An 11883-nucleotide genomic window follows, 5' to 3' on the forward strand; every position below is an offset into this window, starting at 1 on the left:
ATGGCATTGACCAAAGTTCTAATTGCTGTTAAAACCTACCCGACCCTTTCAAGCAAGTATGACGAACTTGTGTGCACTGCAGGTTTTCTCGAAGATGGAAGTTGGATAAGAGTTTACCCAATCCCATTTCGTAAACTTGAATACGATAAACAATATACCAAATATGATTGGGTTGAAGTAGACCTTGAAAGGAACCATTCAGACTTCCGCCTAGAAAGTCATAAACCCAAGTCGATAGAAACTGCATTCAAGATTGTTGATCATTTTGGAACAGAGGACAGTTGGAGACTTCGAAAGGAAATAGTACTTAAAAATGTACACACCAACATGACTGACCTAATTGCGGAGGCAAAAGACCCCAAAAAATATACCTCACTTGCCGTTTTCAAGCCGACAGAGATATTAAGTTTTGAAATTGAACACACAGAGAGAGACTGGGATAAAGAAAAGTTAGCTCAACTTAAAGCTAATGCGCAGCAACTCGACCTTTTTAAGAATTCAGAAAACCCTTTTGAAGTCGTAAAGAAACTTCCTTACAAATTTTCATACAAGTTCAAAAGTGAAGATGAAAAAGAAAGAACATTAATGATTGAAGATTGGGAAATTGGGCAGCTATATTGGAATTGCTTGAAAAGACACGAAGGTAATGAAGATAAAGCTTGTGAAGATGTAAGGAAGAAATATTTTGACGACTTCGCTAAAACGAAAGACTTATACCTGTTCTTAGGAACAACAAGGGTACACCACCTTAGAGCACCAAATCCATTTGTAATTATTGGGACATTTCACCCTAAAAAAATTGAACAAACATCATTATTCTAATTCATGATGCTAGTACTTCAGGAATGCAAAGCAGGCGACAAAAGAGTTTGTGCATTTGGGGTATAAAGCAGGAGAAATCATTGGCAGTATTCCTCCTCCCGGAATCTGCTTATTACAAATCCGATCTTCAGAATCTGCCTAAAGTTCAAGTTGTAATTTTTGCTCTTGCTTTCATCAATTAAATACCCAATCGTCGTAGTTCCGGCAGGCAGCACACTAATCAGCTTTTTAATTTAACTTCATCACTATATTTTTAATGGAGCTTAAGTTTCTGACGGAAGGAACATAAATTCCGGAATAACTATAAGCCCCAAAAGTTGGCCGCAATCAAACTCAAATGACTACTACCATGACAAAAAACACCAAACCCCCATACTTATTAGGATTGTTAGGTTTAATACCACTTGTAGGTGCATTTGTAGGTATAGCACTAATACTTTATGGCATTATTCGATATAAGGATAAATGGTTAATTGCAGTCGGCGCCGGATGTATTATTTTCACAATTATTATTTACTCTTCATTATTCTCTCTCTTTAAGAACCCGAAAGTCAGAAATGGTTTTGCAGATATATCTCAAAAATCGTTAAACAGTCTATGTCGAAATATAGAGTTCTACAAATTAGAACACGGATCATACCCGGATAGCTTACCTCAATTATTATCCGATGTAACTTTTGCGCCAATTAATGATCCTGTTGCAGTTTGGGGATCTAAAAATTCATACTACAATTATAAAAATCTCGGGGATAAATACCTCGTCTTTTCTTCTGGTATTGATGGAATTGAAAATACTAAAGATGATATTTATCCAACTATAGATTCCGCCGGCAGTAAACTTAAATTTGCCTTCATGCCAAAGCATAAATAACAACGGCAGGCGATGCTAATTTGCAGTAAGCAATGCAGGCATCACGAAAATGTACTACCTGCATACGGGCTGTCATCGCCGACAAAACCAAACAAAGCGATTGAACTAACAAAATTAAAACTCCAATGATTGATAAAGTATTTTCAATAACAGGCAATAAAATTTCAGCATTTATTGCAGATGAAAATTCATTAAAATTTTCTTCGTCAACTGCTGACTCAGTTGACACTTTCAGAGCAGCATTTGCAAAAACGCTTTCATTAGCCACAAAAGTGGAAATAAAATATGACGCAATAAAATCAATTAAAAAAGAAGACAATGATAAAGATGTATTAATAAAGTATAAGACTTTTGCCGGCATTCCGGCCGAATGTGAATTTTCGTTTAGCGACCCGGCAGATTATGCTACCTTTTTTACATTTTTTGAGCAGGAAAGATATTTTACTTCAATCCACGAAACTTTGTCACCATTTAAAGCCATAAAAAACTATTTAATCGGGCTTTCTGCAACAATCGGATTTACTGCTTTTACCTGGTACCACGCAATGGACATAAAAAATGGCACTGCTGAAGAAGTAAACAGTGGTAAAGGAAAAGCATTCGATTATATCGTTGGTTTACTTGGTGATAAAGGCGTGCTTGCAATTGGAATTTTAATTTCGGGCTATTTGATTTATAAGATCCGGAAACGGTTTTCAAACCCTCCAAACCAGACCAGGCTGTTGCCACCAAATGCGTAAAACAAAGAACAACACAAACCTGCCTTTACTTAAAATAACAATAGATGAAAATATTTATGTTTTTTATAAATTCGGTATACTGGTTATGGATATTTATTGTACCTGCAGGAATACTTTCTTTTGTGGCTTACTGCCTGTATGTAACAAATACTTCAAACCTGTTGGTGTCGATAATTATTGCTGCAGCTGGTATAGTATCCGGTATTTTCTTTGCTGAAAAAGTGCGCAAAAAGTACGACCTTTCCAACTTCTTTGGAAGCATGGGAGCATCGGCGGATATAGATGGGGAGAGCGTTTCAGGTAAGAAAGCAGAAGAGGAGCAATAAAATAAATAGTATTACTGCATTATCAAAGGCCTTTATTTAAAATCATTGCCGGGTAATATATACGTAAATCCTGCAGCTATCCGATTAAAAATAATAAACTAAACACCAACAATTGAAACATTTTAATACACTTTCCGGCATAACAAAAAAATTGATAATTATTACAGCTGCTTTTTTATTTTATGGCTACTTATGCAGGGTTGCCGGAATTAATTTTTTTTGGGAAAGCAAAACAATTGGTTGGGTTTTATTTTGGTTTGCAATAATTTTTATTGTACGTGACAGAATCAAATACCAGAAACTTCAAAATAAAAAAACACTTTTTGAAAAAATTATTATTGGAGTATCTGTTTTTATCATCGTTATTAAAAGCATTTTGTTTTTTGCCATACCACAAACTTCAGCCTTTGACAGTGCTGTGCATTATATAAAGACCAGCCCGGAGATACAGCGTAAAACCGGTACTGTTAACAGCGTTTTTCTTGTACCCTTCGGCGGCATTTCTGTTTCAACAGGTTCCCAGGGCACGGCCGGACAGGCAGATTTACATTTTATTGTAAAAGGCTCTGCCAAATACATAGACCTGAACCTGCTGCTGAACAAAGACTTCAGTACCGATTGGCAAATTGAAGTTGCAGCACAATAACTGCTTAAGGTTTATCCGCAAATTCATAGCCTGCTGTTAATTGAATACCGGGTTCAGCAGATTCGCTGCTGATAAACATAGTATTCCTCACCTCCTCCCTCCCTCTTATACCCCTGTTAAAAAAATCTTCCAAAAAAATTTGCGTAGTCAAATAACTACATATATATTTGTAGCCAAATAGCTACATAATGAATTTAAGAAGAGATGTATTCCAGGCCATTGCCGACCCTACAAGAAGGGCCATATTGTTATTGGTGGCTGCGCAATCGATGACGGCAGGCGCCATAGCCGCCAATTTTGATACGGCCAGGCCCACTGTTTCCAAACACCTGCAGATACTTACCGAATGCGAATTGCTTAAACAGGAACAGAACGGCAGGGAAATTACCTATCACCTTAATCCCAAAAAAATGAAAGCCGTAGCCGATTTTATTGAGCCCTTCCGCCAGATGTGGGACGAGCGGTTCAACAAGTTAGAAAGCATCATGAAAAAATATAAACCCAAATAATATGGAACTGAAAACAAAAATACACGCCGAAGATGGCAAACAGGAATTACTGATCACCAGGGAATTTGACCTGCCACTGGAATTATTATTCAAGGCATATACAGAGCCTGAAATTGTTGAGCAATGGATGGGCACAAAAGTATTGAAGCTGGAAAATAAAAAACACGGCAGTTATCAATTTGAAACAAGCGATGCCAAAGGAAACGTAGTTTTTAAAGCCAATGGCGTATTGGCTGAGTTTGCAGCCAACCAGAAGATCACCAGGACATTTGAAATGGAGAATACACCCTTCGCTGTGCAACTTGAATTTTTAACTTTTGAAAAACTGACTGATGATACCAGCAAACTCACCATGCAGATAGTATATAAATCAGTGGCCTTAAGAGATCAGATGCTGCAGTTGCCTTTTGCACAAGGTTTAAATATGGCGCATAACAGGTTGCAGGATTTTGTTAACCAATTAAAATAGTACAGCATGACAAAAAGAAACAGGATCATTTATTGGATCGCTACCGGCTGGCTGGCATTAGGCATGCTATCCACCGGAATAGTACAGTTACTGAAACAAAAAGAAGAGGCAGCAATGTTCACACATTTGGGTTATCCCGGTTATGTACTCACCCTGCTTGGTGCCTGGAAAATACTGGGCGTTATTGCAGTACTCCTTCCCCGGTTTCCTCTGGTAAAAGAATGGGCGTATGCCGGTTTCTTTTTTGCCATGTCGGGTGCAGTGTTTTCTCATTTAGCCTGCGGTGATGCCGCCAAAGAATTTTTTGGCCCTGTTCTATTACTTATCCTTACAGCGGTATCCTGGTATTTAAGGCCTGCTGACAGAAAAATAATTTCAATTAATTTTAATGCATGAACAGCATGAATCCAAAAGTTGATTTTTATTTTAGCAAAGCCGGCAAATGGCAGGAAGAGATCAAAAAAATGAGAACGATCGCTCTTGATTGCGGCCTTACAGAAGAGTTGAAATGGGGTTGCCCCTGTTACACGTTGAATAAGGCCAATATTGTTTTGATACATGTGTTTAAAGAGTATTGTGCCTTTTTGTTTTTTAAAGGCGCTTTGTTACATGATGCCGGGGGTATCCTTATTCAGCAAACAGCAAATGTACAGGCGGCAAGGCAGGTTCGCTTTACCAATACCAGCCAGGTAGTAAAACTGCAAAAAACATTGAAGGCCTATATTTATGAAGCCATTGAAGTAGAAAAAGCAGGCCTCAAAGTAAAATTAAAGCAGACAGCTGATTTTACAATTCCAGAAGAGTTTCAACATCAATTAAATAAAAAGCCTGCCTTAAAAACTGCTTTTAATGCATTAACACCGGGACGGCAGAGAGCGTATATTTTTTATTTTTCTCAACCCAAGCAATCTGCCACCCGTGCGTCGAGAGTTGAAAAATGTATACCAGGCATTCTCGCCGGCAAGGGATTGAATGACTAGCAGATTTTTATTTAAACAATGATAACGGTAAAATATGAAAAGCAATAAAAAGAAATTATCACCACAAGAGCAAAAAGAATTACTCAGCATTTTAAAAAGCCGTTTTGAAAAAAATATGCAACGGCATAACGGTCATGACTGGACTACAGTACAAAAAAAGCTGGAAGCTAATACAGAAAGGCTATGGTCGCTTAATGAAATGGAACTAACCGGCGGCGAACCGGATGTTGTTGATTACGATAAAAAAACAGGAGAATATATTTTTTATGATTGCTCGGCAGAAAGCCCGAAAGGCCGCAGGAGTATTTGCTACGATCATGAAGCACTGGAATCACGTAAAGAACATAAGCCGGAAAACAGTGCTGTTGAAATGGCTGCCGATATGGGCATTGAACTTTTAACCGAAGCACAATACCGGGCACTGCAGCAATTGGGAAGTTTTGACACCAAAACCTCCAGCTGGATAGCAACACCTGCTGCCATAAGAAAACTCGGCGGTGCTGTGTTTTGCGACCGCCGCTACAACACTGTTTTTTTATACCACAATGGCGCAGAATCCTATTATGCCGCAAGGGCATTCCGTGGTTTGTTAAGGGTATAAAATTTGCGTCGTCCTCGCCTCGGGCGGGGATGAGCTGGTTTTGAGATTTTGTTGCATACTTTGCAAGATGCAGGCTAACTATCAGTACCTCCCCGCCAGAAATACTACATTTACTTTATCTTGTGCAAAGCAACTGGTGTACAGCCACCCTACCGGATTACTACCCTCATCTTACTGTTGGTTACAGACAGGAATTGTAGATAACTTTGTGCTGTTGTTACATCATTAATCAAAAAATAAAATTCTTTTTAAGCATGTTCAGCTTTTTTAAAAAGAAAAGTAAATATCCCGACTTCAGGCTTTTAAATACTTTTTATAAAAAACATTTTTATTTCGGGAGAAATACAGAATGGTCGATGGTAGATGATGAAAGCCTGTTGGTTACTGACCCCAAAAACCTGGATGTAATTACTTTAAACGACTGGCCCCGGAATCTTTTTATAGCTGCTGATGGAAAGCAAACTATTGAAGCATTTATTTATTTTGTGGCCGATCAATTTACGGATACCATTCCCGAAAGCCTGGACCATCTGATCATTTGGGAGTTATTAGAACTGGAGAAAAAAAATCTCATCGTAATAAGTAAACAACAACAGGCACTTCCCAAAGAGTTTGAATTACCGGGCCTGCTGGGTGGTATAAAATAATTGTCGCCGATAAAACCAGGAAGGGTTAATGCCCGGTTAAAACCATACACTTGTTATACTATTTACAAAACCGATCCCCCAAAGCAGCTTTTAAAGGTTATGGCAAGCCATAGTAAAGCAGCTAACATAATTGCAGGTATAATACTATTCTGATGAAAAGAATTTTCGTTGTATTGCTGGTCCCTCTTTTACCACTATTATCTATGGCACAAAGTGCTGAAATTGTAAAGCAGGTATTTTTAGGCCTGCCGTTGGATGCCTCCAGGAAAATAATACTGGAACAACTCCGGACTGAAAAAAGATTTCATTCTACTGATACCACAACTACCGGTTCTATTGATATTTTTGGTGAAGCCTATTCAGGATTGTGTACAGATAATGGTGTAGTGAGATTAAATCCCGATTCACTGGAAGTGGACTTAACCTGGGGATATAGTGGCGTATTGAGTACAACAAGAAAGAAAAATAATGACTACACCCGTGACCTGATCCTTAAACTGCGGTATTACTATGCATCTGCTGCAGATGCCGAAGCTGCTTATGCCGGTGTAGTACAATTGCTCAGGGGCAGTACCCGTGATACAAGCACCAGTGGCATTGATACTGTTTTTTCCGACTCGCCTGTAAGAAGCCAATTAAAAACAACAGGCATAACGTTTGTATATCATCATCCTGATTATACCGTAGATGTTCAATTTGCCAGGATCACAAAAGATTATTTTGGTTTATTTTTGGAATATGTGCGGAAGGAAAAATATCCTTACTAAATCAGGGATACCGCAAATGAACAATCACAATATTAATTTCACGAAAGCTGGCACATATTACATTTGCTGACCGTAACAATTTAAAAACATTTAGTCACACTATGCTGCTGAACACCTATTTACTCGACACTTTTAACTACAACAGCGATACCAATAAAAAACTATTGGATAAAATAAAATTATTGCCTGATGCAAGAGAAGCGATACAATTATTCAGCCACCTGATCAATTGCCAATACAAATGGATGGCAAGAATAATGCAGGATGCCAATGCCAGTCAATTGAGCTGGTGGGAACCGGTGTATGCATTTGATCAGTTAGCAACAGAATGGACAAAAAGCTTAAACCCATGGCTGCATTATATAACTGAAAGAACGGAAGACGAATTAAGCACTGAAGTTAGTTTTATTGGTTTTGATAACAGTGCCTGGGCTGCCACCCCCAAAGACATTGCATTGCAGTTAAATTATCATTCCATACACCACCGGGCACAAATACAAACCCTGTTGCGGCAACAAGGTATCGACCCTGATTTTGTTGATTATATCGGTACCCGGTACAGGAAACTCAATTGATCACTACATACCTTGATAATGAAAAATATTTTTACCTTATTATTCCTCTGCACTTTTATTAGTTTGCAGGCGCAGGTGGTAAAAAAGCCTGCTACACCCCGGCAGGTGATCACTAAAATATTTAAGGAGTATGTTAAGTACGAGGAAAGTGTAGATGGTGAAGATAATAAAGCCCTGATGACACGATCCTTTAAAACGCTTACTGCATCCTGCCAGCCTGCAGACCTGCCCATACTCCTGGATGTGTGGATGTATTACGACCCTACCGATTTTCCGACAAGAACATTAATACAACCCATTTTCATAAAAAATAAAACAGCCACTATAAAAGCTATTAACAACCGCATCAAAGCAAAAAAATCATGGGAGAATAAAGACAGGGCACCATATAGTGAATTATGGGACCTGAAAAAAGAATTATCGAAGTAGTAATATTTTTATCCCTCGATCGCTGTTAAAGTTCAACCCCACTGTATGCGTATCGCATAAACCACCACCTGTTTTCGTTATCTTTAAGTAAAGTATTGTAAACCTTTCCATAGCGTGGCGACAGCTTCACTTGATACCATACCATTTAAAAGCAGGGCCTTACAGGTAGCTGTTGCATATATTGCAGCCGGCATCATTTGCATATTATATGCCCTGCGCTATGTAACCGAATGCCAGGCTCACTGGGCACACGATATCTACATAACAATTACTCCTGTAAAAATAATTACAGGTGCCGTATTATTACTGCTCGTGCCGGGGATACTGCTGTTTATAATACAGCTTTTACAGATCAGGATACCTCTAAAACTTTTCGTGATCAACCTGTTTATTGTAATGATATTATTGCTGCTTGTTGCTGCTGTGGTAAAAAGGGCTGGCCACAACAATCCTTTTATATTCATCAGTTTTACAACAGCAATGGCCTACTATTTATTGCAGGCAAAAAGCTGGATCATGTTTTGCATGCTTGTCATTAAAAGTATCAGTGCCATTGCCGGAAGAAAAACAACCACACCATCATAATGTAATTTTAGTTTTGGAAAACAGCAATACATTAACTTCATTATTTACACGCCTGGTAATGGCATTGATCATACTGTCGTCATTGTACCTCCGCTTTGGCCCGCCGGCATATGAAGAGGTTGACCTTATAAACGAGATCATCTATTTACTGGTATTACCTTTCCTTTTAATCAGCGGCACTATTGCAGGTAGTTTTTTACTTGGCATGCCCATCCGGTTGATACCAAAGTTATTTAACTGGTGGTACCGGCATCCGGTTATGCCGTTGTTATTGCTAACGGCGGGTATTGGCTGTTGTTTTTTATCTGTACAGCCCCAATTTATTGTAACAGAAATTGTTGCCCGTGGTGCAGGATTTATAACACAAAAAATACCGGAGTCCACACTATTAATTACCGGCTGGTTTGTAACGGCATTTGCAATAACGCATTTGTACCCGGAGCCTTTATTTACTGCTATTAAAAAATTACTCCGGCTATAAATTTTTACCGGGTATTGAATTACTCTTTTAAAAAGAATTCCACCGTAGCATTTTTACTAAAGTTACTGGATAACCGAACTTCGTATCGTTTGGATTTTGTAGTGATCACCATCAGTGCGGTGCATGGCGGAATGGAGCCAAGGCTTTCTGCTACCAGGCGTAAATGAGCAATAGGATTTACGTTTTTGTCGAGGCTTACGTAAAAAGTAATGGGCTTTGCGGTGATCATTTTTTTATTTACCCTTATCATATGTTCTTCGTATACCGAAACGGAGTCACCGTCTATCTCCCCGTTGTCATACACATCTACTTTAATAGAATCTTTGTCTGCAGGTGCAATCTCTATCAGCGATTGTACATCTGTTTCACGCTGGGCAATTTTTGCCGGCATTACAACTGGCGCAGTTTTTATTGCCGGCGCATTCTTTACAACAGGTGTTTCAGAAGGAATGGTAATGACAGGCACACCCGTTTTTTCTTTTAAAGGTGTAGCGGCAGGTTTATCTGTTACCGGAGGTTTTTTAACTCCGGTGTTTTTTTTATTTTCAACCGGTGCCGGTTTTATCAACTCTTCTCTTTTTTGCAACCATATATTGGTGGTAGGCGAACAATTTTTTATAGTAGATACCCAATATCCAAACTGGAACATTTTATCGCCATCCTTTCGTAATACGGTAGTGTAGGTACCCAGGCAATTGGAATAAATACCGAGGTCAACGGCAATGGTGGAGGCTTCCAAAAACATGAGCACACCATTTTTTTTATTGTAACTGCCTACCATTTTATAATGCTCGTATTTATTGCCCTGGTAATAAAGGTGCGTAACGCCTGTAAACACCGAATCTTTTAAATTATATATTTCCACCACCAGCCTTGGTTCGCCCAGGTCGGTATTGGCAGCCAGGAATTTGCCCTCCCAAACACCATTGATATTATTTTGTGCCAACACAACAGGTGAAACCAGTACCACCATCAGCAGGAGCAATAATCTTTTAAGGGTCATAGAAAAATAATTGTAATGACTACACTTTTTTATTTTGTATTTAAGGTACAGCATTTTTGTATACAGAAAGCAGAATTTCAATTTTACAAATATAAAATGCTGTTATTTTTCTGCCACAGGCGTACACAAAACTTTTCATTTTTAATACCTAACTTCAACCTGTAATTCATCCGTTTGCAGGTTTGTACGGATGCGGCCTTATAAACAATTATTATCTATGAAATTATTTTATGCCTTGCTGCTGATAACAGGCACCTGTTGCTGTATTTCTGCAGCGGCACAAAAAGCGGCTGCCAAAACTATTATTACGGGTGCAGATCAAACTGAAAAATATATCGGCGACCTGAAAAATAAACGGGTAGCCATTCTTGCCAACCCTACTACTATCATTGGTAAAAAACACCTGGTAGACAGCCTGATCAAAAGAGGCATCAATATTGTAAAAGTTTTTGGCCCTGAGCATGGCTTTCGCGGCAATGCCAGCAATGGGGCCAATGTAAGTGATGAAAAAGATTCTGCCACAGGCATAAAAATAATTTCTTTATACGGTGCCAAACATAAACCTTCGGCAGCAGACCTTGCTGATGTTGACATTATGATATTTGATATACAGGACGTGGGCTGCAGGTTTTATACTTATATCAATGTATTAAAAGAAGTAATGGATGCCTGCGCCGAAAACAATAAACTGTTGCTGATATTAGATCGTCCTAACCCTAATGGCTACCTGGTAGACGGCCCTGTGCTCGACATGCGCTATACATCGGGCATTGGCAGGTTTCCCATACCTATTGCACACGGCATGACGATTGGTGAATTTGCACAAATGCTTAACGGCGAGGGATGGTTGCTGAATAAAATGAAATGCAGGATCAAAATTATTCCTGTGGCTAATTATACACATGATATGCCCTATACGCTTCCTGTAAAACCTTCTCCTAATTTAAATACGCAGCAAAGTATACTGCTGTACCCTTCTACCTGTTTGTTTGAAGGCACCATACTTAATCTTGGCCGTGGTACTTATTTTCCGTTTACGGTATTGGGTGCGCCGGCATTAAAAGATAAATACAGTTTTTCATTTACCCCTGTAAGCATTGCAGGCATGAGTGAAACACCATTGCATATGAACGAAGCCTGCTACGGTATCGACCTGAGAAAATATGATGTGAACGAATTGAGAAAGAGCAAAAGAATAAACCTGCAATGGATGATGGAATTATATAAAGCCTATCCCTACAAGGATAAATTTTTCGATCGTACGCAGAGCAATCAAATAGGCAATATTGATGGCCTTGCAGGTGATGCTCAATTTAAAAAACAGATCGCTGCAGGCAAATCAGTAAAAGAAATACAGGATTCGTGGGAACCCCAACTATCCCAATATAAAACCATGCGTAAAAAATATTTATTGTATCCGTAAACAATAGCA

The 11883-nt window shown here is 38.8% G+C and carries 18 protein-coding genes; 17 read left to right on the top strand and 1 reads right to left on the bottom strand.

From position 1 onward, the window contains the following. From ACYVM0_RS10145 to ACYVM0_RS10220, 16 genes are all read left to right on the top strand, one after another. Positions 1–822 (top strand): hypothetical protein, encoded by an 822-nt coding sequence (locus ACYVM0_RS10145; RefSeq protein ID WP_460556377.1) that lies wholly within the window; start codon positions 1–3, stop codon positions 820–822. A 349-nt stretch (positions 823–1171) separates the two neighbouring features. Beyond that, complete coding sequence (locus ACYVM0_RS10150; protein WP_460556380.1) at positions 1172–1693, top strand: hypothetical protein; 522 nt, start codon at positions 1172–1174, stop codon at positions 1691–1693. Positions 1694–1818: 125 nt separating this feature from the next. Further along, positions 1819–2433, top strand: a complete 615-nt coding sequence (locus ACYVM0_RS10155; protein WP_460556383.1) for a hypothetical protein — start codon at positions 1819–1821, stop codon at positions 2431–2433. A 44-nt stretch (positions 2434–2477) separates the two neighbouring features. After that, positions 2478–2759: a hypothetical protein gene (locus tag ACYVM0_RS10160; RefSeq protein ID WP_460556386.1), complete on the top strand. Its 282-nt coding sequence runs from the start codon at positions 2478–2480 to the stop codon at positions 2757–2759. A 112-nt stretch (positions 2760–2871) separates the two neighbouring features. Then, positions 2872–3405 carry a hypothetical protein gene (locus ACYVM0_RS10165; protein WP_460556389.1) on the top strand — a complete coding sequence of 178 codons (534 nt, stop codon included), beginning with the start codon at positions 2872–2874 and terminating at the stop codon, positions 3403–3405. Between the two features lie 188 nt (positions 3406–3593). Then, positions 3594–3914: an ArsR/SmtB family transcription factor gene (locus ACYVM0_RS10170; RefSeq protein WP_460556392.1), complete on the top strand. Its 321-nt coding sequence runs from the start codon at positions 3594–3596 to the stop codon at positions 3912–3914. A 1-nt stretch (position 3915) separates the two neighbouring features. Then, positions 3916–4383 (top strand): SRPBCC family protein, encoded by a 468-nt coding sequence (locus ACYVM0_RS10175; protein ID WP_460556395.1) that lies wholly within the window; start codon positions 3916–3918, stop codon positions 4381–4383. A gap of 6 nt (positions 4384–4389) precedes the next feature. After that, on the top strand, positions 4390–4779 hold the full coding sequence (locus ACYVM0_RS10180; RefSeq protein ID WP_460556398.1) for a DoxX family protein: 390 nt from the start codon (positions 4390–4392) through the stop codon (positions 4777–4779). Beyond that, positions 4776–5363: a YdeI/OmpD-associated family protein gene (locus ACYVM0_RS10185; RefSeq protein WP_460556401.1), complete on the top strand. Its 588-nt coding sequence runs from the start codon at positions 4776–4778 to the stop codon at positions 5361–5363. The genes ACYVM0_RS10180 and ACYVM0_RS10185 overlap by 4 nt, the downstream gene beginning before the upstream one ends. Before the next feature lie 34 nt (positions 5364–5397). Next, on the top strand, positions 5398–5964 hold the full coding sequence (locus tag ACYVM0_RS10190) for a DUF4256 domain-containing protein (RefSeq protein ID WP_460556404.1): 567 nt from the start codon (positions 5398–5400) through the stop codon (positions 5962–5964). A 254-nt stretch (positions 5965–6218) separates the two neighbouring features. After that, positions 6219–6611, top strand: a complete 393-nt coding sequence (locus ACYVM0_RS10195; protein WP_460556407.1) for a hypothetical protein — start codon at positions 6219–6221, stop codon at positions 6609–6611. 152 nt (positions 6612–6763) lie between these two features. Next, the gene (locus tag ACYVM0_RS10200) at positions 6764–7378 is read left to right on the top strand and encodes a hypothetical protein (protein ID WP_460556410.1); all 615 of its coding nucleotides are present in this window, start codon (positions 6764–6766) and stop codon (positions 7376–7378) included. A gap of 101 nt (positions 7379–7479) precedes the next feature. After that, positions 7480–7953 carry a DinB family protein gene (locus ACYVM0_RS10205; RefSeq protein WP_460556413.1) on the top strand — a complete coding sequence of 158 codons (474 nt, stop codon included), beginning with the start codon at positions 7480–7482 and terminating at the stop codon, positions 7951–7953. Positions 7954–7971: 18 nt separating this feature from the next. Next, positions 7972–8382, top strand: coding sequence for a hypothetical protein (locus ACYVM0_RS10210; protein ID WP_460556416.1), 411 nt, complete (start codon positions 7972–7974; stop codon positions 8380–8382). A 114-nt stretch (positions 8383–8496) separates the two neighbouring features. Further along, the gene (locus ACYVM0_RS10215) at positions 8497–8967 is read left to right on the top strand and encodes a hypothetical protein (protein WP_460556419.1); all 471 of its coding nucleotides are present in this window, start codon (positions 8497–8499) and stop codon (positions 8965–8967) included. After that, positions 8930–9448, top strand: coding sequence for a hypothetical protein (locus ACYVM0_RS10220; protein ID WP_460556422.1), 519 nt, complete (start codon positions 8930–8932; stop codon positions 9446–9448). The genes ACYVM0_RS10215 and ACYVM0_RS10220 overlap by 38 nt, the downstream gene beginning before the upstream one ends. A gap of 19 nt (positions 9449–9467) precedes the next feature. Here the strand turns inward: ACYVM0_RS10220 and ACYVM0_RS10225 are convergent, their stop codons facing one another. Beyond that, entirely contained in the window at positions 9468–10451 is a 984-nt protein-coding gene (locus tag ACYVM0_RS10225) for a hypothetical protein (RefSeq protein WP_460556425.1), read from the bottom strand. A 217-nt stretch (positions 10452–10668) separates the two neighbouring features. On the opposite strand from ACYVM0_RS10225, the gene ACYVM0_RS10230 reads away from it, so the two are divergent. Next, a complete protein-coding gene (locus tag ACYVM0_RS10230; RefSeq protein ID WP_460556428.1) occupies positions 10669–11874 on the top strand; it encodes an exo-beta-N-acetylmuramidase NamZ family protein in 1206 nt (401 codons plus the stop codon). Positions 11875–11883: the final 9 nt, after the last annotated feature.

The sequence above is a fragment of the Ferruginibacter profundus genome, from assembly GCF_054783275.1.

What these genes read in the sequence shown, in the direction of transcription:
- ACYVM0_RS10160 (WP_460556386.1), top strand. Translation starts at nt 2,478, where the DNA reads ATGAAAATATTTATGTTTTTTATAAATTCGGTATACTGGTTATGGATA.
- ACYVM0_RS10175 (WP_460556395.1), top strand. Translation starts at nt 3,916, where the DNA reads ATGGAACTGAAAACAAAAATACACGCCGAAGATGGCAAACAGGAATTA.
- ACYVM0_RS10230 (WP_460556428.1), top strand. Translation starts at nt 10,669, where the DNA reads ATGAAATTATTTTATGCCTTGCTGCTGATAACAGGCACCTGTTGCTGT.
- ACYVM0_RS10195 (WP_460556407.1), top strand. Translation starts at nt 6,219, where the DNA reads ATGTTCAGCTTTTTTAAAAAGAAAAGTAAATATCCCGACTTCAGGCTT.
- ACYVM0_RS10210 (WP_460556416.1), top strand. Translation starts at nt 7,972, where the DNA reads ATGAAAAATATTTTTACCTTATTATTCCTCTGCACTTTTATTAGTTTG.
- ACYVM0_RS10180 (WP_460556398.1), top strand. Translation starts at nt 4,390, where the DNA reads ATGACAAAAAGAAACAGGATCATTTATTGGATCGCTACCGGCTGGCTG.
- ACYVM0_RS10170 (WP_460556392.1), top strand. Translation starts at nt 3,594, where the DNA reads ATGAATTTAAGAAGAGATGTATTCCAGGCCATTGCCGACCCTACAAGA.
- ACYVM0_RS10190 (WP_460556404.1), top strand. Translation starts at nt 5,398, where the DNA reads ATGAAAAGCAATAAAAAGAAATTATCACCACAAGAGCAAAAAGAATTA.
- ACYVM0_RS10150 (WP_460556380.1), top strand. Translation starts at nt 1,172, where the DNA reads ATGACAAAAAACACCAAACCCCCATACTTATTAGGATTGTTAGGTTTA.
- ACYVM0_RS10145 (WP_460556377.1), top strand. Translation starts at nt 1, where the DNA reads ATGGCATTGACCAAAGTTCTAATTGCTGTTAAAACCTACCCGACCCTT.
- ACYVM0_RS10185 (WP_460556401.1), top strand. Translation starts at nt 4,776, where the DNA reads ATGAACAGCATGAATCCAAAAGTTGATTTTTATTTTAGCAAAGCCGGC.
- ACYVM0_RS10205 (WP_460556413.1), top strand. Translation starts at nt 7,480, where the DNA reads ATGCTGCTGAACACCTATTTACTCGACACTTTTAACTACAACAGCGAT.
- ACYVM0_RS10200 (WP_460556410.1), top strand. Translation starts at nt 6,764, where the DNA reads ATGAAAAGAATTTTCGTTGTATTGCTGGTCCCTCTTTTACCACTATTA.
- ACYVM0_RS10155 (WP_460556383.1), top strand. Translation starts at nt 1,819, where the DNA reads ATGATTGATAAAGTATTTTCAATAACAGGCAATAAAATTTCAGCATTT.
- ACYVM0_RS10225 (WP_460556425.1), bottom strand. Translation starts at nt 10,451, where the DNA reads ATGACCCTTAAAAGATTATTGCTCCTGCTGATGGTGGTACTGGTTTCA.